Below are 24163 nucleotides of genomic sequence, written 5' to 3'. Positions count from 1 at the left end.
AATTTTCAATCACTTTTCAGGCTTAACTTCTACTTCGAAAGTTAAATTTAGTTAAATTATATGTTATTCAACATGATGAAATTTACTACCACTAACGAAAACGTAATAGTGTTGAAAACTTGTTGAAATATTTAGATTTTAGTACGTTTTATTACCAATTATGAAAAAAAAATTTATCTTTATTACGAAATCAGTTTTCACCCCAATTTATTATGAAAAGAAAGATTACGCTTAAACAAATTGCAAAGGAATTAGACGTATCTATATCTACCGTTTCTAAATCACTTAGAAATAGTGCAGAAATAGGCGAAGAGACGAGATTAAAGGTACAGGCTTTCGCCAAATTTTATAATTACAAACCTAATAATATTGCGCTTAGTTTAAAAAATAGAAAAACTAAAACCATAGGAATTATAATTCCTGAAATCGTACACCATTTTTTTTCGACAGTAATCAATGGAATTGAGCAGGTTGCCAATGAAAATGGCTATAGTGTGATTATTTGCCTATCAGATGATTCTTTTGACAAAGAAGTATTAAATATGGAAATGCTTGCTAATGGAAGTATAGATGGTTTTATAATGTCATTATCTAAAGAGACTCAGTTTAAAGGTGATTTTCATCATATTACAGAAGTCATCAATCAAGGGATGCCTGTGGTAATGTTTGATCGAGTAACTAACGAAATTCTATGTGATAAAGTGATTATTGACGATAAAGCAGCTGCGTATGAAGCGGTACAAAGCCTTATTGATAAAGGGCGTAAAAAAATAGCATTAGTAACCACCGTTGATTATGTAAGTGTAGGTAAACTTCGCACTGATGGTTATACTAAAGCGCTATTGGACAATGATATCCCATTTAATGAAAACTTGATTATAAAAATCGAAGATATTGACACCTGCGAAATAACGATAGGAAAATTATTAGAAGACAAAGCCATTGATGCAGTTTTTGCAGTGAATGAGTTATTTGCTGTTACGATCATAAAAACAGCAGCTAAAATAGGCTTAAATGTCCCAAATGATTTGGCTGTAATTGCTTTTACTGATGGAATTATTTCAAAATACTCCACCCCTACTATATCAACCGTTAGTCAAAGCGGAATAAAAATGGGAAATAAAGCGGCAAAAATGTTAATTGAGAGGTTAGAGAGCGAAGAAGAATATGAAAATGAAAATTACACAACTGAAGTAATAGAAACTCATTTGATTGAAAGAGAGTCTACTTATTATAACCATTAGAACATATTGATGAAAAATAAGCTGCTACAGTTCTTTCAAAAAGCAATATATTCATCTATATTTTCTTATGTAATATTTTACTACAACCTTGTAGTGAAAAAAGTTATTTAATATACATTTGTAAAAAACATAAAATTAAAATATCTTTTTATATTTACAGTTCAAAGCTATGACTTTTACTTCGAAAATAAGGCAAGTTTTGATAAGCATAGCGCTTATCGTATTAATTTTAAATTACGATAATGGAAAAGCGTCAGTTAAGTTTCTGGCAAATTTGGAACATGAGTTTCGGATTTCTGGGAATTCAAATGGGTTTTGCACTGCAAAATTCAAATGTCAGTAGAATATTTCAAACTCTTGGTGCTAATATTGATGACATTCCCATTTTATGGGTTGCTGCACCATTGACTGGATTAATTATTCAACCTATTATAGGTTATTTTTCAGATCGAACTTGGAATAAACTAGGACGTAGAAAACCCTATTTTTTAATTGGTGCAATTTTAGCATCGGCCGCATTATTCATTATGCCAAATTCTCCAGTGTTATGGTTTGCTGCAGGGATGCTTTGGATTATGGACGCCTCTATTAATGTTTCTATGGAACCTTTTAGAGCATTTGTTGGAGATAATTTGCCAGAAAAGCAACGTACTGCCGGATTTGCAATGCAAAGTTTCTTTATAGGTATTGGTGCTTACTTTGCGTCAAAACTGCCTTTGATATTTACTTATTACGGTGTTGAAAATACTGCGCCATTAGGCATTATTCCTGATTCAGTAAAATATTCATTTTATTTGGGTGGGGTTGTTTTCCTTCTTACCGTTCTATGGACAGTAATTCGTTCAAAAGAGTATTCGCCAGAAGAACTAGCCGCTTTTGAAAAACACAACGAAAATGCCTTTATAAAAGAAGAACATTCTCAGGATTGGTTTGCTACTAATGCAAAGTCACACTTATCAAAAGGAATTCTATTTATTGTAATCAGTGTTTTGTTTTCATTTGCCATTTTTCATTATGATTTGAAAAAAGATTTATACGTTCTATCGCTAGGTTTAATTGGCGTAGGCGGAATAGCTATGTTAATTTCTGGGATGTTACAAAGAGCAAATCATACCACTAATGGATTTGTAACCATTATGAATGATTTTCAGTTGATGCCAAAAATCATGAAACAACTAGCTTGGGTACAATTTTTTTCTTGGTTTGCATTGTTTTCTATGTGGATTTATACAACACTTGCCGTTACACAACATATTTATGGCACTACTGACACTACATCTGTAGCTTATAACACTGGTGCAAATCAAGTAGGTGAAATGTTTGCTAATTATAATTTAATAGCTGCCATTGCTTCTTTTTTGCTACCTATATTAGCTAAATATACTAGCACTAAATTCACGCATTTTGTAGCACTAGTTTGCGGTGGAGTTGGACTTGTTTCTATTTATTTCATAAAAGAACCCACCGCATTTACAATGGAATGGCTACCTATGATAGGAGTAGGAATTGCTTGGGCTAGTATTTTATCTATTCCGTATGCGATGTTGTCAGGATCGTTACCAGCAAATAAAATGGGTTATTATATGGGTGTTTTTAACTTTTTTATAGTAATCCCTCAACTTGTAGCCGCATCAATTTTAGGGTTTTTAATTGCTACCTTTTTTAATAGTGAACCTATTTATGCACTCTTAATTGGTGGAGCTTCAATGATTATTGCTGGAATAATCGCGCTCACCATTTCTGATAATTCAAAAATTAAATTAAATGAGTAGTAAAGGATTTATATTCGATTTAGACGGAGTAATAGTTGACACCGCTAAATATCATTTCTTAGCATGGAAAAAAATTGCTGATCAACTTGGAATCGAATTTACAGAGGAAAATAACGAACTTCTGAAAGGAGTTAGCCGTGTACGGTCTCTCGATATCATTTTAGAATTAGGTAGAAAAGAAGTGTCACAACAAGATAAAAATAAATGGCTACTTCAAAAAAACGAAGACTATTTATCGCAGCTTGTTGATATGGATTCAAGCGAAATTCTTCCAGCAGTATTTGAAGTTTTACAATTTCTAAAAGATCATAACCAACCCATAGCATTAGGCTCAGCCAGTAAAAACGCTAGACCTATTTTAGAAAAAACTGGAATTCTCTCTTATTTTGATGCGATAGTTGATGGAAACGATGTGACTAATGCCAAGCCAGATCCTGAAGTTTTCCTTATAGCCGCTCAATTGTTAAATATAAAACCTGAAAATGCTATTGTTTTTGAAGATTCAGTTGCGGGTATTCAAGCTGCTAATATTGCTAAGATGACTAGTATTGGTATTGGTGACAAAACTGTTTTGCATCAAGCAAAGTTTATTTTTAAAGATTTTACAAAGATAAGTCAAGAATTTATAGAAGATTTGATAAAAGCCCCTTAATCTGTAAAAAGAAAGTAGTTAGAAAAATAAGTATAATTATAAAGGTTTTGAAGTTTTGAATTCAACTTTAAACTTTAAACTTTAAACAAAAGAAAATGAATCAAGATTATATAAAACCAGATAATTGGAGCATCATCGAAGAAGGCTTTGATGCTGAACGCGTCAAATCATCTGAAAGCTTGTTTAGCATTGGCAATGGTGCCATGGGGCAACGCGCTAATTTTGAAGAAAATTATACTGGAGAAACGTTTCAAGGAAGTTATATTGCCGGAATTTATTATCCAGATAAAACTAAAGTTGGCTGGTGGAAAAATGGTTACCCAGAATATTTTGCTAAAGTCTTAAATGCACCTAACTGGATAGGAATCGATATAGAAATCAATGGCGAAAAACTGGATTTGAATACTTGTTTATCAGTTAGCAATTTTCGTCGTGAGTTAAACATGAAAGAAGGTTGGTACAGCCGTTCTTTCAAGGCTAGGTTGAAAAATAGCACTGAAATTTCAGTTAATGTACGCCGTTTTCTATCATTAAATTTAGATGAAGTTGGGGCAATAAATTATGAAATAATTCCTTTAAACAAGGATTCTAAGATCGTTTATAAACCATATATAGATGCAGGTGTCACTAATGAAGATGCAAACTGGGAAGAAAAATTCTGGGAAATACTTGATTTAAAAAAATCAGGAAATGAAGCTTTTATAACTGCTCAAACTTTTAAAACGCATTTTAAGGTAACAACTTTTATGCACAACACTATTTTAGCTAATGGTGAAAAAACTTCTATTTCGCCTTCAAATATTGACACTAAAAATGATAAAATTCAATTTAGTTATGATGTAATTGTGGCTCAAGGCCAAAAATCATCGATTCAAAAAATTGGGGGTTATACGGTTTCTTTAAATCATGACAACACGATTACTGCTGCCGAAAAAGTAATCCAATCCGCTTTAGCAGTGGGATATAGTAAAATGCTACAAGATCAAATTGATGCTTGGGCTAAAATTTGGGAAATGTCAGATATTACAATCGATGGCGATATAAAAGCACAACAAGGAATCCGCTTTAATATTTTTCAGCTGAACCAAACTTATTTAGGTAAGGATTCTCGTTTAAACATTGGACCAAAAGGATTTACAGGCGAAAAATACGGTGGATCAACCTACTGGGACACTGAGGCATATTGCATACCATTTTATATGGCTACTAAAGATCAAGATGTGGCTCGGAACCTATTGACTTACCGCTATAATCAATTAGATAAAGCAATAGAAAATGCGACAAAATTAGGCTTTTCTAATGGCGCAGCTTTATATCCCATGGTGACAATGAACGGCGAAGAATGTCATAACGAATGGGAAATTACTTTTGAAGAGATTCATAGAAATGGCGCTATTGCTTTTGCTATCTATAATTTTTATAGATATACTGGCGACTATAGCTATATTCCTGACAAAGGATTAGAAGTTTTAATCGCTATCGCCCGTTTTTGGCATCAAAGAGCGAACTTTTCTACTAATTTGAATCAATATGTAATTCTGGGAGTTACAGGTCCTAATGAATATGAGAACAACGTAAATAATAATTTCTACACTAATTATATTGCAAAGTGGTGTTTAGAATATACGTATGATCAAATCCAAAAAGTATCTCTAGAATATCCTTTGGATCATAAAAGAATTACCGAAAAAGTAAAAATCACAGACGCTGAATTGCAATCTTGGAAAAAAGTTTCAAATAATATGTACTTCCCATTTTCAGAGGAACATAATGTCTATTTACAACAAGATGGTTTCTTAGACAAAGAGTTAGTTCGTGTAGCTGACTTAGATAAAAGTCAACGTCCTATAAATCAAAAATGGTCTTGGGATCGTATCTTGCGTTCACCATATATAAAACAAGCTGATGTTTTACAGTGTTTTTATTTCTTTGAAGATCATTTTTCAAAAGAAGAATTAAAAAATAATTTTGAGTTTTACGAATCTCTTACGGTTCATGAAAGTTCCCTTTCGCCATGCGTTCATTCTATTCAGGCGGCTTTATTAGATAAAATGGATATGGCATATACCTTTTATTTAAGAACTTCTCGCCTAGACCTAGATGATTATAATAAAGAAGTAGAGGAAGGTTGTCATATTACCTCGATGGCGGGAACATGGATGAGTATTGTAGAAGGATTTGGTGGAATGAGAATCAAAGATGACAAACTTCATTTTTCTCCAAAAATTCCTAAGCAATGGGAAGGTTATTCTTTCAAAATCAATTTTAGAAACCATATATTGAAAGTTGTCGTTACGCACAACGAAACTAAATTTTTAGTAAATGGAGATACTAATTTAGATATTGTGGTTAATGGAAAACCAATGATGGCTATTAAAGATGAAAAATTATAAAAGATGAATAATACTATTTTTAAAATAAAAACTATGAGAAATTTAATTTTCACCGCTCTCTTTTTGTTGATGATTTGTGGCAATATAACAGCGCAACAACTAAAATCTCCTGAAGGAAATTTTACAATGGAATTCTCTTTACTCAAAGATGGAACGCCAAGTTACAAACTTAACTATAAAAATAAGGAAGTAATAAAATCTAGTAAGCTTGGATTAGAATTAAAAAACGACAAACAATCATTGCTAAATGATTTTACAGTTGTCGATACAAAAACAAGCACTTTTGACGAAACTTGGCAACCAGTTTGGGGCGAAGTACGTACAATACGCAATCATTATAATGAATTAGCAGTAACACTAAATCAAAAAGAAACAGATCGTCAAATTATTATTCGCTTTCGATTATTTAACGATGGATTGGGTTTCCGTTATGAATTTCCATCCCAAAAAAATCTTACTTACTTTGTAATCAAAGAGGAGAAAACTCAGTTTGCTATGGCTGGTGATCACACCGCTTTCTGGATTCCTGGAGATTATGATACTCAAGAGTATGATTATACACAATCTAAATTATCAGAAATTAGAGGTCTGGCCGAAAAAGCTTATACATCAAATGTTTCTCAAAAATCTTTTTCACCTACGGGAGTTCAAACTTCATTAATGATGAAATCATCTAATGGTTTATATATTAACTTACATGAAGCCGCTTTGATCAATTACTCCTGTATGCATTTAAATCTTGATGATAAAAACATGATTTTCGAATCTTGGCTAACGCCTGATGCAGTTGGTGATAAAGGTCATATGCAAGCACCTAACCATTCACCATGGAGAACTATAATTGTAAGCGATGACGCAAGAGAAATTTTAGCATCAAAAATGACTTTGAATCTTAATGATCCCTGTAAAATTGAAGACACTTCTTGGATAAAACCAGTAAAATACATAGGCGTGTGGTGGGAAATGATTACTGGAAAAAGCTCATGGTCATACACTAATGAATTGCCTTCAGTACAACTGGGAATTACTGATTATACTAAAGTAAAACCTAATGGAACTCATGGCGCTAATACCGCACATGTTAAAGATTATATCGATTTTGCAGCTAAACATGGTTTTGATGCTGTTTTGGTAGAAGGTTGGAATGAAGGTTGGGAAGACTGGTTTGGACATTCAAAGGATTATGTATTTGATTTTGTAACGCCATACCCTGATTTTGATGTCAAAGGAATTCATGCTTACGCTAAAGAAAAAGGAGTAAAGATGATGATGCACCATGAAACTTCGGGATCAGTTCGCAATTACGAACGCCACATGGATAAAGCATATCAATTTATGAAAGACAATGGTTATGATGCAGTAAAAAGCGGTTATGTGGGTGCAATATTACCAAATGGCGAAAATCATTATAATCAATGGGTAGTTAACCATTATCAATATGCACTTGAGAAAGCAGCTGAATATAAAATTATGATTAACGCACACGAAGCCGTTCGCCCTACTGGAATTGCACGAACGTATCCTAATTTAATCGGTAACGAGTCCGCTAGAGGTACAGAATATCAAGCCTTTGGAGGAAATAATGGAAATCATGTTACCATATTACCGTTTACAAGATTGATTGGTGGCCCAATGGATTATACGCCTGGAATTTTTGAAATGGATATGAGTAAATTAAATCCTGAAAATAAATCACATGTAAACAGTACTATTGCAAATCAATTAGCGCTTTATGTTACCATGTATAGTCCATTGCAAATGGCGGCCGATTTAATAGAACATTACAATCAATTTCCAGATGCTTTTCAATTTATTAAAGATGTGGCTATTGACTGGGACGAAAGTAAATATTTAGAAGCTGAACCTGGCGATTATATCACCGTTGCACGTAAGGCAAAAGGAACTAACAATTGGTTTGTAGGAAATGTAAATGGGTATAATAGCCGTACCTCTAATATCAATTTTGATTTCTTAGATAAAGGCAAAAAATATACAGCAACCATTTATGCTGATGCAAAAGACGCACATTACAAAACGAATTCACAAGCCTACAAAATCAGAAAAATTAATGTGACTAATAAGTCGAAATTGTCGCAATTATCGGCTCCTGGTGGCGGTTATGCTATTAGTATTATAGAAACTAAATAAAAAAGTAAAGACAACTAATGGTTTTAAAATTCGTTAGTTGTCTTTGAATTTTAGTTGAACAAACTATTTCTATTGAAATTCTAAAAAACTTTAAAACAACTCTATTATTAGATTTAAATAATTTCATATTATGAATATAAAAATTAGGTCCTTTAGTAAAGGAATTTATATGAGAAGTATAATAATCATGTTTATTTTACTACTCACTACTAATGTAAGTGCTCAATTACAGCGAACAGAACCGCCTTTTTGGTACGCTGATATGCAAAATCCCGAATTACAAATTATGTTTTATGGAAAAAATATTGCACAAAACGAGGTTTCTGTCTCAAACAGTATTGTAATTAAGAATGTGCATAAAACAGAAAATCCAAATTATATTTTTGTCACAATAGACACTAAAGACATTCCAGCATCTGAACTTTTATTTACATTTAAAAACAAAAATAAAGTTGCTTTTACAAAAAAATATAGTCTAAAAAAGAGAATTGAAAACTCTGCTTTACGTAAAAGTTTTGACGCTTCAGACGTTATGTATCTTTTGATGCCAGATCGTTTTGCTAACGGAGACACAAAAAATGATAGCGACCCTACGGTGACTGAAAAAGTAAATCGCACACTTTCAGGCGGGCGTCACGGCGGGGACATAAAAGGAATACTAAAAAATCTTGATTATCTTGAGGAACTGGGAGTAACAGCGCTTTGGAGTACTCCAATGTGCGAGGACAATGATAAAACATTTTCCTATCATACTTATGGTCAATCTGATGTGTATAAAATTGATCCGCGTTTTGGAACAAACGAGGATTATGTCCGTCTTTCCGCTGAATTGAAAAAGCGAAACATGAAATTAATTAAGGATTACGTTACGAATCACTGGGGTGCAGAGCACTGGATGTATAAAGATTTACCCACTTACGATTGGGTACATCAGTTTCCTGGATACTCACAATCTAATTATAGAATGACAACGCAATTTGACACGAATGCCTCAGCAATCGATGCTGAAAATTGTATGGATGGATGGTTTGTGCCATCAATGCCTGATTTGAACCAATCGAATCCTTTAGTATTAAATTATCTTACACAAAATGCGATTTGGTGGATTGAATACGCAAATTTAGATGGATTCCGTGTTGATACTTATTCCTATAACGATAAAATTGCTATTGCAAAATGGACAAAGGCGATCACCAATGAATATCCTAATTTCAATATTGTTGGCGAAATATGGATGCACGATCAAGCACAAATATCGTACTGGCAAAAAGATAGCCCAATTAGCGCTATTCAAAGTTATAATTCCTACTTACCTAGCGTAATGGACTTTACTTTACATGATGCGTTGGGAACTGTTTTCAATGAAGACAAACCATCATGGGATACTGGTATGATTAAAGTTTATGAAAACTTTACAAATGATTTTTTATATCCCAATACTAACAATTTATTAACCTTTTTAGAAAATCATGATACTGGAAGATTTAATGAAATCTATAAAAATGATTTTAAAAAATACCAAATGGCATTAACCTTACTTGCTACAACAAGAGGCATTCCACAGTTATATTATGGTAGCGAAATTGGGATGAAAGGAGATAAAAGTGAAGGAGATGGCGGTATTCGTTTAGATTTCCCAGGCGGTTGGGACGGAGATGCAAATAATGCTTTCACCAAAGAAGGACGGACAAAACAACAAAATGAATATTTTGATTTTACTTCAAAACTTTTGCAGTGGAGAAAAACAAATCCAACTGTTCATTTTGGTAAGATGACGCATTATATCCCTGAAAATAATGTTTACATATATTTTAGACATAATACCAACAAAACCGTAATGGTAATTATCAATAACAATTTGGAGAAACAAGACATCAAAACACAGCGCTTTAAAGAAAACATTGGCAATCATAAAACCGCAGCGGAAGCTTTAAGCAAAGAAACTTTCATATTAGTTAATGGAATTTCAATTGAAGGTAAATCAGCACTTATCTTAGAATTAAATTAAGGATAATTATATTACAATTTTAATATAATTCAAAGCATAAATCGTTTCTGGTTTGTGCTTTTTTATTTAGTTACCTTTGCAAAAAAATTAGTAGCATGCTTAAAATTGGTCATCGTGGTGCAAAAGGGTATGAAATTGAAAATAGCTTAATCTCATTCCAAAAAGCATTAGATATGCATGTTGACGGAATTGAACTTGACGTACATCTAAGCGCTGATAATGAAATCGTGGTTTTCCATGATGATACTTTAGATCGATTGACTAATGGTAAAGGTTCAATTAGCTCTTTTACATTGCTCGCATTGAAAAGATTTTTGATTAATGGACAAGAAACGATTCCTACTTTAAGAGAAGTATTAAATTTAATAGACAAAAAGTGCTTTATAAATATCGAACTAAAAAGTTATCAAGTTACTGATCCAGTCGTTACTGTAATAGAAGAATATGTTAAAAATAAGAATTGGAAATACGATGATTTTCTCGTTTCTAGTTTTGATTGGAATGCGTTGCAACAAGTAGCGTTTTTAAATGATGAAATACCCATAGGTGTACTGACAGAAACTAATTTAGATTTGGCACTGGCTTTCGCCAAATTTATTCAAGCTAAATCCATTCATCCATATTTTCTTCTATTAACTAAAGAAAACACAGCGCAAATACAGGCTAAAGGATTACAAATTTTCCCTTGGACTGTCAACGAAACTAGAGACATAAAAAAAATAAAAAGCTATAACGTAAACGGAATCATAACTGATTTTCCAGATAGAATATGAATCAAACTTTTGATATAATAATAGTTGGTGGTGGCGCAGCAGGATTTTTTACGGCAATAAATATTGTGGAAAAAAATCCAAAATTAAAAGTAGCTATTTTAGAACGAGGTGCCGATGTACTTCAAAAAGTACGCATTTCTGGTGGTGGGCGATGCAATGTTACACACGCTTGTTTTGAACCTAAAGAATTAGTAAAGTTTTATCCGAGAGGTGAAAAAGAATTACGGGGTCCATTTCATCAATTTGGCTCTGGCGATACCATCGAATGGTTTGAAAATCATGGCGTTAAACTTAAAATTGAATCTGACGGACGTATGTTTCCCGTTTCAAATTCCTCTCAAACTATTATTGATTGTTTTATGCAAGCAACCCAGAAATTAGGAATTGCAGTATTAACTGGGCAAAGTGTCCAATCTATTTTCAATATCGACATTGACAATGAAAAGTTATGGAAAATTGAGACCCAAACAGAAAAATATCTTGCTGAGAAATTGATTTTGGCCACAGGCAGCAATCCTAAAATATGGGAGATGTTGCAAACTTTTGGTCATGCAATTGTTAAACCTGTTCCTTCTCTTTTCACTTTTAATATCAAAGATTCTAGAATAAAGGAACTTCCTGGCGTTGCTGCACAAGTAACTGTAAAAGTAAAAGACAGTAAACTTACATCAACCGGAGCATTACTCATTACACATTGGGGAATGAGTGGACCAGCAATTTTGAAGCTCTCTGCTTGGGGAGCCCGAATCCTGCATGACAAGAATTATCAATTTACCATTTTCGTGAATTGGCTTAATGACGCTGACAAAGAAGAGGTTGAGAAAAAACTAAAAGAATTAAAGCAAGAACACGCTAAAAAATCGGTTTCTAAGAAGTCTCCTTTCGAGTTAACCAATAGATTATGGGAAAGTTTAGTACTCGCTTCGGGAATTGAAACCGAGACAAAATGGGCTGATTTGTCGAAATTACAATTGCAAAACTTGGCGAGCCAACTCACAAACGGCACTTTCCAAGTAAATGGAAAAAGTACGTTTAAAGAAGAATTTGTAACTGCAGGCGGGATAGATTTAAAAGAAATCAACTTCAAGACCATGGCCAGTAAACTGCATAATAATCTATATTTTGCTGGTGAAATTGTCAATATTGATGCGATTACTGGTGGCTATAATTTCCAGAATGCGTGGACTAGCGGGTTTATTGTGGCGAACGGGATTTAACTATTAAAGATTCATAAAAAAGTTAGTGGGTAACTTATAATAAATAATAAAGTACTTATCCAAAAATTAAAAAAAGAACTTACAATTAATACTTAAACATACCGCCTTATCAGATTGAAAGTTTATGTAAATTTGTAAAAAACAGGTTATGACAACGATAACATTAAAAATAAATGAAAACACTAAAAAAGGCAAAGCGTTCTTAGAAATGGCTCGTGTGTTTTCTGAAAATTCTACAGAAATAGTACTTATTGAGACGCAAGAAAAAAGTCCTTATAATCCTGAGTTTGTTGCCAAGATTAAAAAAGCAGGCACTGAAAAAGGTAAGCTAATGGTAAATGCTGAAAGCCTATGGGAAAGTATAAAGTAATCATCAAGCCAACTGCTGAAAAAGATTTATTAAATCATAAAAAATCTGGCGCAATTTCTTCGATAAAAAAAATATTAAAAATACTTAATGAGTTACAAGAGCATCCCCAATACGGTACTGGAAATCCAGAAGAATTAAAATATGAATTAAAAGATTACTGGTCTAGAAGAATTAATAAAAAAGATAGATTAATTTATCAAATACAAGAAAATATTGTTACTGTTTTTGTAGTATCAGCAATGGGTCAGTATGAATAAGTTCAAACCCAGAACCAATAGTTAAAAAGATCAAAATTAGGTTTTTGCAAAAGACTATAAATACCATTATTATAAATTTGGCAGAAACATTATTTTAAAATTAACGAGAATTTAAGTATTTATTAAATATTTGTTTAGACCTTAATAATACATTTACTTTCAATTAATTACACTTAAATGAAAGTAAAATTACTCGTATTCTTATTCTTTATCGTAATTCACACAACTTACTCACAAACGGAGCAATTAATAAATGGCAGCATTTTATGCGAACAATTGCCGCTTACTAAAGTTGAAATTGCCAATTATAACTCAAAACATGTTGTACTCACAAATGAATTTGGAGCTTTTTCTATTTTTGCAAAAACAGGAGATGAACTCATTTTTATTTCCAGAAATCATGATATCAAAAAAATTACAGTAAGTCAAAAAACTATTGAAACTAATAATTTAATTGTTTATTTAACTTTAAAACCTGAAGAATTAAACGAGGTGATAGTCACAAAAATACCTTCTATTAAACTGAGTAAAGATGCAAAATGGGAAGAAGGAAAACTAGATGAAATGGCATTAGATAAAGCCGCAAGTAAGCCAAAAGTCCTGGGCGTGTATGCGGGAGGAATTGAAAATGGAATGAATCTAATGCGAATCGGCGGGATGATTATAAAATTGTTTAAAAAAGAAAAAGACGTCATCAAAAAAGAACTTCCACAAATTGATTTCAAAACTTTAGCGAGAAGTAGTTGTGACAATAAATTTTTTCTTGAAACGCTACATTTAAAAAGGGAACAAATTGATCTCTTTCTTCAATTTTGTGATGCCGATCCCAAATCAAAATTGATTACAGAAAACGCAAATGTTCTATCAGTGATGGATTTTTTGACTACCAAAAATGTAGAATTTAAAAAGCTTTAAAATAATTCAAAATTAGTCACGCAGCACTGAGCACTGAACACTACCTATTCAACCACCAAATACTTCCATTCAACACCGCAGCAAAACTCACCCAAGCGAGGTAAGGAATAAATAAATAACCTGCAATTTTATTAATTTTAGAAAATTGAATATAGGTTTCATAAATCATCAGCCATAAAACAATTATTTCTAGTCCAGCAAGCATCGGATTTTTTAATCCAAAAAACAAATAAGACCATAATGCATTTAGAGCCAGTTGAATTGCAAAGAATATTAACGCCTTTTTTACAAGTTCACGCTCTTCCTCTATTCTATTCCAAACTAATCCTGCTGCAACACCAATCATAACATACAACGTACTCCAGACGGGTGCGAAAATCCAATTGGGTGGATTAAAACTTGGCTTGATTAAAGTAGGATACCAAGTCGTAATTGAAGATTGTGTTACCATTCCTGAAAAATAACCTACGACAAGACAGGTAACTACAACGACCAATATTCTAGTGATTTTGTTCATTTTGATACTTTTACTATATATGCCAAATTTACTCAAATCTTTTGAACGATTAACCATATAAACAAATAAACAAATACACCAAAAAAAGTATCTTTACACAAATTTTCAATTCATGATTTCAGTAAACGATTTTATTCCGTCTAAATACAAACATTCTGTTGATCAAGGTAATTTTCAGTGGAGCGCACCCAGTAATATTGCGCTTGTAAAATATTGGGGAAAAAAAGACAATCAAATTCCTGCTAATCCTTCAGTCAGCTTTACTTTGAATAATTGTAAAACGAATACCAAGTTGGCTTTCGCCAAAAAAGCTGATCGAGATTATTTCTCATTTGACTTGCTTTTTGAAGGTCAACCTAAAGAAGATTTCAAGCCTAAAATCAAGAAATTTTTTGAACGAGTAGAAATATACTTGCCTTTTTTAAAAGAGTACCACTTTACAATTGACACTGAAAACACGTTTCCTCACAGTTCAGGAATTGCCTCTTCGGCATCAGGAATGGCGGCTCTTGCCATGAATTTAATGAGTTTAGAAAAAGCATTAAACCCTGAAATGACCGATGATTATTTTTACCAAAAAGCATCATTATTAGCGCGATTGGGTTCTGGAAGCGCCTGCCGAAGCGTGAAAGGTCAAATTGTAGTCTGGGGAAATCATCACAATATTGCGGGAAGTTCAGATCTATTTGGAGTAGAATTTTCTCGTCCTATTCATGAGAATTTTATTAATTATCAAGATACTATTTTGCTGGTTGATAAAGGCGAAAAACAAGTTTCTAGCACTATAGGTCATGAGCTTATGCACAATCATCCTTTTGCAGAAAGGCGATTTGCACAAGCACATGAAAATTTAGACAAACTAATTACCATTTTTGAAACTGGAGATTTAAAGGAATTTATTAAAGTTGTTGAAAGCGAAGCGTTGACTTTACACGCAATGATGATGACTTCAATGCCTTATTTTATATTGATGAAACCAAATACTTTAGAAATTATTAATGCGATTTGGAAATTTAGAAAAGAGACAAAAACACCTATTTGTTTTACACTAGATGCTGGTGCAAATGTACATGTATTGTATCCAAATAAGGATAAAGAGGAAGTATTACAATTTATTCAGAACGAATTAGTTGGCTATTGCCAAAATGGTCAGTATCTTTGCGATCAAATTGGGAAAGGTGCTGTATTGATTTAATTTTTTTTTAGCTATCTTTATTTTTTAAAGAGCTGAAATCATGGATATTCAATCAGAAAAGTTGGAATTGATTAGATTATTATTAGAGACTGAAGACAAGACAATAATAGAGGCCATAAAAAGTATCTTTAGTATGCAGAAAAAAGAAGTCTGGACGCAGTTATCAGCCGAAGAACAAGAAAAAATTGAAATTAGAATTCACGAAGCAAATCGTGGTGACTCAGTAGAATTATAAAAATCGTACACTTGCCAACCCAAATTGATCATTCAAATTATTATATGAAAGGACCTTTATTTTACTCAAAAATATTACTCTTTGGAGAATACGGAATCATTCGCGACTCAAAAGGGCTTTCAATTCCTTATAATTTTTATAATGGCGCTTTAAAGAGAGATGAAAATCCTTCAGAAGAAGCTATTAAATCTAATGGTCATTTGAAACGTTTTGTAACTTATTTAGAAACTTTACAAAATGATCAACCTGAGTTAGTAACTTTTGATTTAGCCCAATTAAAAAGTGATGTTGAAACTGGAATGTACTTTGATTCTAGTATTCCTCAAGGTTATGGTGTGGGTAGTAGTGGCGCCTTAGTAGCTGCTATTTATGATAAATACGCTTATCATAAAATTACTGTTTTAGAGAATCTAACTCGTGAAAAATTATTAAAGTTAAAAACTATATTTTCTCAAATGGAAAGTTTTTTCCACGGAAAAAGTTCAGGTTTAGATCCATTGAATAGTTATTTGAGTATCCCAATCTTGATCAATTCTAAAGATAATATTGAAGCAACAGGAATTCCAACACAAAGTTTTGATGGAAAAGGCGCGGTTTTCTTGCTAGATTCAGGTATTGTGGGTGAAACTGCACCAATGGTAAACATATTTATGGAAAACTTAAAAGACAAAGGTTTTCGTGCTATGTTAAAAAACCAATTTGTTAAATATACTGACGCTTGCGTTGAAAACTTCCTTGGTGGAGATATGAAATCATTGTTTATGAATACCAAGAAACTATCTAAAGTAGTTTTAAACAACTTCAAACCTATGATTCCAGAACAATTTCATGGGATTTGGCAACAAGGAATTGATAGCAACGATTATTATTTAAAATTATGTGGCTCTGGCGGTGGCGGATACATTCTAGGTTTTACTGAAGATTTAGAAAAAGCAAAAGCCTCTTTATCTGATTATAAGCTTGAGGTAGTATATAAGTTTTAAATTTTTAAATAACATCTATTTCCATAACGACCGCGAATCTCAACTAAAAAAATACTTTGTGACTTAGTACCATTGTAGTGAACAATATTTGAAATGAACAGAAAGCAGAAACTTCTTTTAATGAAAATTGCAAGTTTGTTCTCAGTAGTTAGAGGCTATAATATTCCTATTATTATTCTAGCGCTCTATTTATCCTCCATTTTTATTTTGTCGCCAGATAAAGGAGCACTTGAAGTGTTACTGGATTTTAATTTGTTTATTTTAGTTTTCGCTTCTTCTTTAACAATTGCATCGGGTTATATAATCAATAGCTTTTATGATTCTCAAAAAGATTTAATTAATCGCCCTGAGAAGTCAATGTTAGACCGTTTAATTAGTCAGAAAACCAAATTAAACGTTTATTTTACGCTTAATTTTATAGTTTCAATTATGGCGCTTTTTGTGTCATGGCGCGTATTTTTATTTTTTTCTGGATACATCTTTTTTATTTGGTTTTACTCTCATAAAGTTAAGAAGTACCCATTAATAGGAAACCTTATGGCGGCATTTTTAGCAGTACTACCTTTTTTTGCTATACTGCTTTATTTTTATACTCGAATCCCATTTGAAGATATTGAAAATTATAAGAGACAGCTAGCTTCAATTTTTGCGCATGCCACTTTTCTATTTCTATTATTACTTGTACGGGAGATGATTAAGGATTTAGAAAACTTAAGAGGTGATTTAGTAAATGATTATAAAACGATCCCAATAGTTTATGGAGAATTAGTTTCAAAGCAAATTATCACTATTTTGACTATCTTGACTGTTTTACCAGTCTATGTTATAATTGAAATATCAGATATTGGCTTTATGGCAATTTATTTTTACTGCTGTTTAATTATCCTAATATTTTTTCTGCTCTATTTATGGAAATCCAATAGTAAATCTCAATTTCTCTTACTTCATAATGTATTAAAGTTTTTGATTGTTTCAGGCGTTTTTTGTATTGTCTTAATTGATCCAGCGGTATTATGGCATGGAAAAAGCTTATTATTGACGATTTGACGAGATTAAAACAAAGGCTTTAAAAATCAACATCTGCATATAAAAAAGGTTAATGTTATTAATACACCACCAAATTAATTGTCCCAACAATTCGCGTAATATTCTTTTTTATGCTTCTAGCTCTTTACAAAGATTCCAGCCTTCAAAAGACTAAAAGCTTTAAAAAGTTATTAGTTTTAAAAGGATTAACGTTTTAAAAATTTTGGAAGTTAACTTTCCAGTTTTTTATAATGCTTGTGACAAAGCTTCCAGCCTTCAAAAAGCCAGAAGCTTTAAAAAATTATTAGTTTTATTAAGCGAAAAATTTTAAATGTCTGGAAGCTAAGTTTCTAGTTTTTGCGATGCTTATTACAAAGCTTACAGCTTTTAAAATGCGGTAAGCCTTAAAAATTATATTGTCTATCAGCCTTAGAAGCGAATACCCGGCGAATCAAAATGACAAAGTATTTAGCTCCAAAAAAAGAAAATTAATTAATAAATATCCTTATCAATTAGACAGTTAGCGTTTTATGACCCTCACTTATTGATTATCAATTATATAAATAGTACATTTGCGCAAATTAAGGAATATTATGAATAATAAGCAAGGCAATAGTAAAGGAAGTGGTGCTAGAGCAAATAGTTCAAGACCAAGTTCTAACAAGCCAAAACCTGCGATGCAAAAACGGGCACAGGGGCCAAAAAAAGTAAAAGTAAATACTAAAGTTGCAGAAGTTGTTACTGATAAAGTAGAAAAAAAGCCAAACCAAGCGGCTAAAAGACCAAAAGTAAAAGACGAAATTCGTTTGAACAAATACATAGCTAACTCCGGTGCGTGTTCGCGTCGTGATGCTGATATTTATATTCAGTCAGGAACCGTGAAAGTAAACGGAATTCCAGTAACCGAAATGGGATATATGGTAAAACCAGGCGATGTAGTCAACTTTGACGGAGCGACTCTGACACCAGAGAAAAAAGTATATATCTTACTAAACAAACCTAAGAACTTTACAACGGCGATGGACGAAGGCCAAGAATATCGCAATGTATTGGAATTAGTTAGAGGTTCTACTACCGCCAAAATTGGTGCAATAGGAAGAATGGATAAGAATACCACTGGATTATTATTGTTTACAAACGACACTGATATGATTCGGAAGTTTACCTTGCCAAGTCAGAAATCATCTAAAATCTACCAAGTTTCTTTAGATAAAAATTTAAAATTTGAGGATTTAGAAAAAATAAACAAAGGATTAACTCTTGATGGCCACCGCGTATTTGTTGAAGATATAAGTTATATTGACGGAGAAGCAAAAAGCGAAATTGGACTGCAATTAAGATCTGCTAATGTGAAAGTAGTTCGTAGCATCTTTGAGAATTTTGATTATGATGTACTGAGAATTGACCGTGTTTCTTTTGCTGGCTTAACTAAAAAGAATTTGCCTCGTGGAACGTGGCGATTACTGACTGATCAAGAAATTATTAATTTGAAGAACGTATAAACCGAACTTTAAACGAATATAAACAAATCCCTTTCGTTACTACGGAATGGGATTTTTTATTTTAATTAAACCAATAAAACTATGACTCCAGAAAAATTACAATCAATTGCTTTTAAGTGGTTTGATACTTTCAATAATAAGGAATTAGAAAAACTGTTGTCTTTATATGATGAAGACGCTGTGCATTTTAATCCGAAACTAAAGTCATTAAAACCAGAAACAAACGGTTTTATTACTGGCAAACAAGCATTACGACAATGGTGGCAAGATGCTTTTGAGCGTATACCAAGCTTGAATTACAAAGTAAAATCAGTTACTGCTAATGGAGATCGTGTGTTTTTGGAATATACGAGATCTGCGGAAGGCGAAGACGATTTACAAATAGCAGAAGTGCTAGATATTAGAGAAGATAAAATTATTGCGTCGAGGATTTACCAGGGATAAAAATACTTTTTATTGTAATGAAAAAACCCTAGAACACTATCAATTGTTCTAGGGTTTTATTTTTTTGATAGAATTTATCCTTTTACTTTTTTGAGCGGCTTTTCCTTTTTATCTAAGCCCCGTTTTCTTAACAGTGGTTCGATACTTGGTTCAGCACCTCGGAAACGTTTGTATAAAACCATCGGATCCTCGGTTCCACCTTTCTCTAGCACGTTTTCACGAAACAATTTGGCTTTTTCTGGATTGAATAAACTTGTTGTTTTAAACGCTTCAAAAGCATCTGTATCTAAAACACCTGACCAGATATAACTGTAGTATCCAGAGGAGTAACCTCCTGAAAAGATATGACTAAAATACGTACTGCGGTATCGCGGAATGATCGATTCAATCAAACCAATTTTTTTAAGTGCTGCCTTTTCAAAAACGTTTGCATCAACCGTGATATCCTTGGTTTGAGAATGGTATTCTAAATCTAACAACGAAGCTGCAAGATATTCTGTGGTTGTAAAACCTTGATCAAAAGTACCTGCCTTTTTCAATTTATTAACCAAAGCTTCCGGGATAACTGCTCCTGTTTTATAATGCTTGGCATATAGCTTTAATACTTCAGGTTCAGCAGCCCAATTTTCCATAATTTGCGAAGGAAGCTCAACAAAGTCTCTAGGAACGCTTGTTCCTGCTAAACTTCTATAAGTTACATTAGACAACAACCCGTGTAAGGCATGTCCAAACTCATGGAAGTAAGTCGTCACTTCGTCAAAAGTTAAAAGTGCCGGAGCATTTGCTGATGGCTTAGTGAAATTACAAACAATAGAAATAACTGGAGCAATACGTTTACCATCAACAGTTTTCTGGGTTCGGTAGGACGTCATCCAAGCACCACCACGCTTAGACTCACGAGGATGAAAATCCATATACAACACACCTAGATGCGTACCGTCTTTTTCGGTTACTTCCCAAACTGTGGCGTCTTCATGGTATTTTGGAACATTCGTTAATTCGTTGATTTTTATACCATATAAGTTTTCTGTCACCTGAAAAACTCCTTTTCTCACATTATCTAAACTGAAGTAAGGCTTTAATTCTTCTTCGTCAAGATCAAAACGTTGCTTTCTAATTTTCTCAGTATAATAACGCCAGTCATAGGGTTGAACTGCGCCTTTTATACCATCTTTTGCCATCATTTTTTGAATGTCAGCGGCTTCCGTTTTAGCAATTTCTAAAGCTGGTTTCCACAAATCATTCAATAATTTGTTCACATTTTGCGGTGTCTTGGCCATTGATTCTTCTAGCACATACGTCGAATGTGAAGTATACCCTAGCAAGCGCGCTTTTTGCCCACGAAGATTAGCTAATTCTATTACATTTTTTTTGTTGTCAAAAGCATCATCGTGATTACCTCTAGTTTGGTATGCATCCCAAATTTGTTGGCGCAACGCCCTGTTAGAGCTGTATTGCAAAAATGGCATAACGCTAGAATTAGAAAGTGTAAAAACCCATTTCCCCTCTTTGCCTTTTGCCTTAGCATCAGCGGCAGCGGCTTCAATCAAACCTTCTGGTAAGCCAGCTAAATCTTTCTTAGCATCAATGATCAACTCATATTTATTGGTCTCCGCCAATATATTTTGCCCATATTTTAAACTGCTAAGCGAGAGCGTTCCGTTTATTTTACGCAATATCTCCTTATCCGTGTTCGATAAATTAGCACCACTTCGCACGAAGTCTTTGTACGCGTTGTCTAAAATTTTTGCTTGTTCCAAATTCAAGCCTAAACTTTCCTTTTTATCCCAAAGTGCTTTTACTTTGCCAAATAATTTCTCATTCAAGTAAATATTATCTCTGTGTGCAGAAAGGTTTGGCGCTACTTCTTTAGCAATGTTTTGAATCTCTTTGTTGGTATTTGCCGAATTTAAATTGGAAAAAACCACATTTACATCACTTAGCAATGTTCCTGCATTTTCCATCGCAAGAATCGTATTGTCAAAAGTAGGAGCTTGAGAATTATTTGCAATAGCAGCAATTTCAGCCTCATGTTTACTAATTCCTTCTAGAATAGCAGGCTTAAAATGTTCGTTTTTGATTTTGTCAAAAGGAGGCACTTTAAAAGGCGTGTCATACGGCTGAAAAAATGGATTCATGGTAATATTTTCTTTTTTCTCTTGCGCTTCAATTGTTAGCATGTTACCCATAACTAACAAAATGAAAAAGGATTTTTTTCTCATTTAGATGTTTAATTAAGATGCTAAATTTAGACGAAATCATTTTAAAATAAGAATCACAGCAAGGAGTTAACTAAATTTTATGATAAAAAAAATCGATTTATCAAAAGAACAAGTAATCGTCCGATAAAGATCAAAAAAAAACAATAATTTAGCTTTATAAATAACAAATCTATATCATGATAAAAACAACCATTTTTCTTTTTACGCTTATCTCTGCCATGCTGTTTGTAAGTTGCAAAACAGAAGAAAAAAAAGAAGATTTTAGCACATTGACTAAAAATTATTTTGACGATAAAAATGCACTCGATCCATTAGGCGCAACTCAAAGTGGTCAAAATCAGTACAACGATCAATTGCAGTTTGAAATGACAGACAGTTATAGAAAATCGCAATCCGCTTTTTTTGATAAATACCAAACTGCATTGCAAAATGTTGTTTTTGAAGATTTAACAGAAGAAGAAAAAAACAGTTACGAAATCATAAAATGGGAAGTTGAAATTGGCAAAGATTTATTAAAGCAACCTTCAAATCTAATTCCAATCCATCAATTTTGGGGAACACATCTCACTATGGGACAATTAGCTGGAGGAACAAGTGCACAACCTTTTAAAACCGAAAAAGATTATGCTAACTTCCTTAGCAGAATGGATAAATACGCCGTCTGGATTGATTCGGCAATGGTGTATATGAAAAAAGGACTGGATAAAGGTGTAGTCTTACCAAGGGCGTTAACAGTAAGGTTGATTCCACAGTTTGCAGAAATGGCAACTCCCAACATTCAAGATAATTTATTTTATTCGGCTATAAAATTAATGCCTGCTTCCTTTCCAGAGAGCATGAAGGAAGATTTAACCAAAAAATATACTGCAACAATTACCAATAAATTGATTCCGCAATACCAGAAAATGGCTGATTTTTTGACTAAAGAATACCTGCCAGCTTCGCGAGCGACAAGCGGAATAGGAAGTTTACCTTTTGGCAAACAGCTTTATGCAACTTACGTTAAACAGTGGACTACTACAGAAATGACTCCCGAAGCTATTCACGAATTAGGACTACAAGAAGTAGCACGTCTAAACGCCGAGATGGAAAAAGTAAAAACGCAAGTTGGTTTCAAAGGAACTTTATTAGAATTCTTTGAAGAAGTGCGAAACAAAAAGGAATTAAAGCCATTTACGAAACCAGAACAAGTTATCGCAAATTTTGATAGCATTTATACTCGAATTAAACCAAATGTAGATAAATTATTTTCATTGCAGCCTGTAACCAAATTTGAAATTAGAAGAACGGAAGCTTTTAGAGAAAAAACGGCTAGTGCTGAATACAATCCTGGATTGAAAGACGGAACGCGTCCTGGTATTTTTTATGTTCCTATTCCAGATGTGGCTAACTATAATATGTATGGAGACGAAGATTTGTTTTTGCATGAGGCGATTCCCGGACATCATTTCCAAATTTCACTGCAACAAGAGAATGAAAGTTTGCCTGATTTTAGAAAATTCAATTGGTTTGGTGCTTATGGTGAAGGTTGGGCATTATACACAGAAAGTTTAGGGAAAGAACTTGGATTATACCAAGATCCGTATCAGTATTTTGGGATGCTGGGTAATGAAATGCACAGAGCAATTCGGTTAGTGGTAGATACGGGATTGCATTCAAAAGGCTGGACTAGAGAACAAGCGATTAAATATTCATTAGCTAATGAAGCGGAGAGTGAAGCCAGCATAATCCCCGAAATTGAGCGCTACATGGCCATTCCAGGACAAGCGTTATCATACAAAATTGGTCAACTTAAAATTATCGAATTACGCAAAAAAGCAAAAGCTAAAATGGGAACTAAATTTGACATTAAGAAATTCCATGAAAAAGTACTCGAATCTGGAGTAATGCCGTTAGCATTGTTAGAGAAGAAAATAAATGCGTGGATTGAGGGGAAATAAGTTTTAGAGTATAAGTATAAAAAAAGCTTTCGCTGTAGCGAAAGCTTTTTTTGTGCGGATTATTTGACTCCACGATAGAAAACGGGGTAAACTTCTCAACTACCTATTCAATTTGTTCTTCTTTACAATTCCTTAAAAACATTAAATAAATAAGCAACAATATAAATAAAATAAACACTTAACAATGATTAATTTATTTTATAAAATTCACTAAGATTGAATGAAATAGAATTTAACTTTGAATGGGCAACGGTTGAGCAAGTTTGAGAAGCGTATTACTTTATTACGTATCTTAGAATTCTTCAAAATGTTCAAAATATGGCATAAGTACAATTCAGATTTTGAAGTAA

20 protein-coding genes are annotated in these 24163 nt (G+C 33.0%); 18 read left to right on the top strand and 2 right to left on the bottom strand.

Annotation, left to right across the window (positions count from 1 at the left end):
- The first annotated feature begins 212 nt into the window (after positions 1-212).
- From RCH18_RS03360 to RCH18_RS03310, 11 genes are all read left to right on the top strand, one after another.
- Positions 213-1244, top strand: coding sequence for a LacI family DNA-binding transcriptional regulator (locus RCH18_RS03360; RefSeq protein WP_326935357.1), 1032 nt, complete (start codon positions 213-215; stop codon positions 1242-1244).
- Positions 1245-1486: 242 nt separating this feature from the next.
- A complete protein-coding gene (locus RCH18_RS03355; RefSeq protein WP_326935356.1) occupies positions 1487-3016 on the top strand; it encodes an MFS transporter in 1530 nt (509 codons plus the stop codon).
- Positions 3009-3668 (top strand): beta-phosphoglucomutase, encoded by a 660-nt coding sequence (gene pgmB / locus RCH18_RS03350; protein WP_326935355.1) that lies wholly within the window; start codon positions 3009-3011, stop codon positions 3666-3668. The genes RCH18_RS03355 and pgmB overlap by 8 nt, the downstream gene beginning before the upstream one ends.
- Before the next feature lie 95 nt (positions 3669-3763).
- On the top strand, positions 3764-6061 hold the full coding sequence (locus RCH18_RS03345) for a glycoside hydrolase family 65 protein (protein WP_326935354.1): 2298 nt from the start codon (positions 3764-3766) through the stop codon (positions 6059-6061).
- A gap of 33 nt (positions 6062-6094) precedes the next feature.
- Positions 6095-8209: a glycoside hydrolase family 97 protein gene (locus tag RCH18_RS03340; protein ID WP_326935353.1), complete on the top strand. Its 2115-nt coding sequence runs from the start codon at positions 6095-6097 to the stop codon at positions 8207-8209.
- 169 nt (positions 8210-8378) lie between these two features.
- The gene (locus RCH18_RS03335; protein ID WP_326935352.1) at positions 8379-10217 is read left to right on the top strand and encodes a glycoside hydrolase family 13 protein; all 1839 of its coding nucleotides are present in this window, start codon (positions 8379-8381) and stop codon (positions 10215-10217) included.
- 95 nt (positions 10218-10312) lie between these two features.
- A complete protein-coding gene (locus RCH18_RS03330) occupies positions 10313-10990 on the top strand; it encodes a glycerophosphodiester phosphodiesterase (protein ID WP_326935351.1) in 678 nt (225 codons plus the stop codon).
- Complete coding sequence (locus RCH18_RS03325) at positions 10987-12207, top strand: NAD(P)/FAD-dependent oxidoreductase (RefSeq protein WP_326935350.1); 1221 nt, start codon at positions 10987-10989, stop codon at positions 12205-12207. The genes RCH18_RS03330 and RCH18_RS03325 overlap by 4 nt, the downstream gene beginning before the upstream one ends.
- A 148-nt stretch (positions 12208-12355) precedes the next feature.
- A complete protein-coding gene (locus tag RCH18_RS03320) occupies positions 12356-12577 on the top strand; it encodes a DUF2683 family protein (RefSeq protein ID WP_326935349.1) in 222 nt (73 codons plus the stop codon).
- A complete protein-coding gene (locus tag RCH18_RS03315; RefSeq protein WP_326935348.1) occupies positions 12559-12834 on the top strand; it encodes a Txe/YoeB family addiction module toxin in 276 nt (91 codons plus the stop codon). Before RCH18_RS03320 ends, RCH18_RS03315 begins: the two co-directional genes overlap by 19 nt.
- 177 nt (positions 12835-13011) lie before the next feature.
- Positions 13012-13749, top strand: a complete 738-nt coding sequence (locus RCH18_RS03310) for a hypothetical protein (RefSeq protein ID WP_326935347.1) — start codon at positions 13012-13014, stop codon at positions 13747-13749.
- Positions 13750-13789: 40 nt separating this feature from the next.
- Here RCH18_RS03310 and RCH18_RS03305 read toward each other — a convergent pair whose 3' ends face one another.
- A complete protein-coding gene (locus tag RCH18_RS03305; protein WP_326935346.1) occupies positions 13790-14266 on the bottom strand; it encodes a TspO/MBR family protein in 477 nt (158 codons plus the stop codon).
- 112 nt (positions 14267-14378) lie between these two features.
- Here RCH18_RS03305 and RCH18_RS03300 point away from each other — a divergent pair, with 112 nt between their 5' ends.
- The 6 genes from RCH18_RS03300 (at position 14379) to RCH18_RS03275 (ending at position 19651) form a co-directional block, all read left to right on the top strand.
- The gene (locus RCH18_RS03300) at positions 14379-15461 is read left to right on the top strand and encodes a diphosphomevalonate/mevalonate 3,5-bisphosphate decarboxylase family protein (RefSeq protein WP_326935345.1); all 1083 of its coding nucleotides are present in this window, start codon (positions 14379-14381) and stop codon (positions 15459-15461) included.
- 40 nt (positions 15462-15501) lie between these two features.
- Positions 15502-15696, top strand: coding sequence for a hypothetical protein (locus RCH18_RS03295; RefSeq protein ID WP_326935344.1), 195 nt, complete (start codon positions 15502-15504; stop codon positions 15694-15696).
- A 44-nt stretch (positions 15697-15740) separates the two neighbouring features.
- The gene (locus tag RCH18_RS03290; RefSeq protein WP_326935343.1) at positions 15741-16679 is read left to right on the top strand and encodes a mevalonate kinase family protein; all 939 of its coding nucleotides are present in this window, start codon (positions 15741-15743) and stop codon (positions 16677-16679) included.
- A 120-nt stretch (positions 16680-16799) separates the two neighbouring features.
- The gene (locus tag RCH18_RS03285; RefSeq protein ID WP_326935342.1) at positions 16800-17726 is read left to right on the top strand and encodes a geranylgeranylglycerol-phosphate geranylgeranyltransferase; all 927 of its coding nucleotides are present in this window, start codon (positions 16800-16802) and stop codon (positions 17724-17726) included.
- Positions 17727-18298: 572 nt separating this feature from the next.
- Positions 18299-19207, top strand: a complete 909-nt coding sequence (locus RCH18_RS03280) for a pseudouridine synthase (protein WP_326935341.1) — start codon at positions 18299-18301, stop codon at positions 19205-19207.
- A gap of 81 nt (positions 19208-19288) precedes the next feature.
- Positions 19289-19651, top strand: a complete 363-nt coding sequence (locus RCH18_RS03275; RefSeq protein ID WP_326935340.1) for a nuclear transport factor 2 family protein — start codon at positions 19289-19291, stop codon at positions 19649-19651.
- 74 nt (positions 19652-19725) lie between these two features.
- Here RCH18_RS03275 and RCH18_RS03270 read toward each other — a convergent pair whose 3' ends face one another.
- On the bottom strand, positions 19726-21873 hold the full coding sequence (locus RCH18_RS03270; protein WP_326935339.1) for a M3 family metallopeptidase: 2148 nt from the start codon (positions 21871-21873) through the stop codon (positions 19726-19728).
- Between the two features lie 176 nt (positions 21874-22049).
- Between RCH18_RS03270 and RCH18_RS03265 the strand changes: the two genes are divergently transcribed.
- The gene (locus RCH18_RS03265; protein ID WP_326935338.1) at positions 22050-23813 is read left to right on the top strand and encodes a DUF885 domain-containing protein; all 1764 of its coding nucleotides are present in this window, start codon (positions 22050-22052) and stop codon (positions 23811-23813) included.
- Positions 23814-24163: the final 350 nt, after the last annotated feature.

The sequence above is a fragment of the Flavobacterium sp. PL11 genome (assembly GCF_035985025.1).
In the GTDB taxonomy this organism is placed as follows: domain Bacteria; phylum Bacteroidota; class Bacteroidia; order Flavobacteriales; family Flavobacteriaceae; genus Flavobacterium.
Note: the sequence above shows the minus strand (reverse complement) of the source record. Positions and strands in the feature narration are given on the sequence as shown.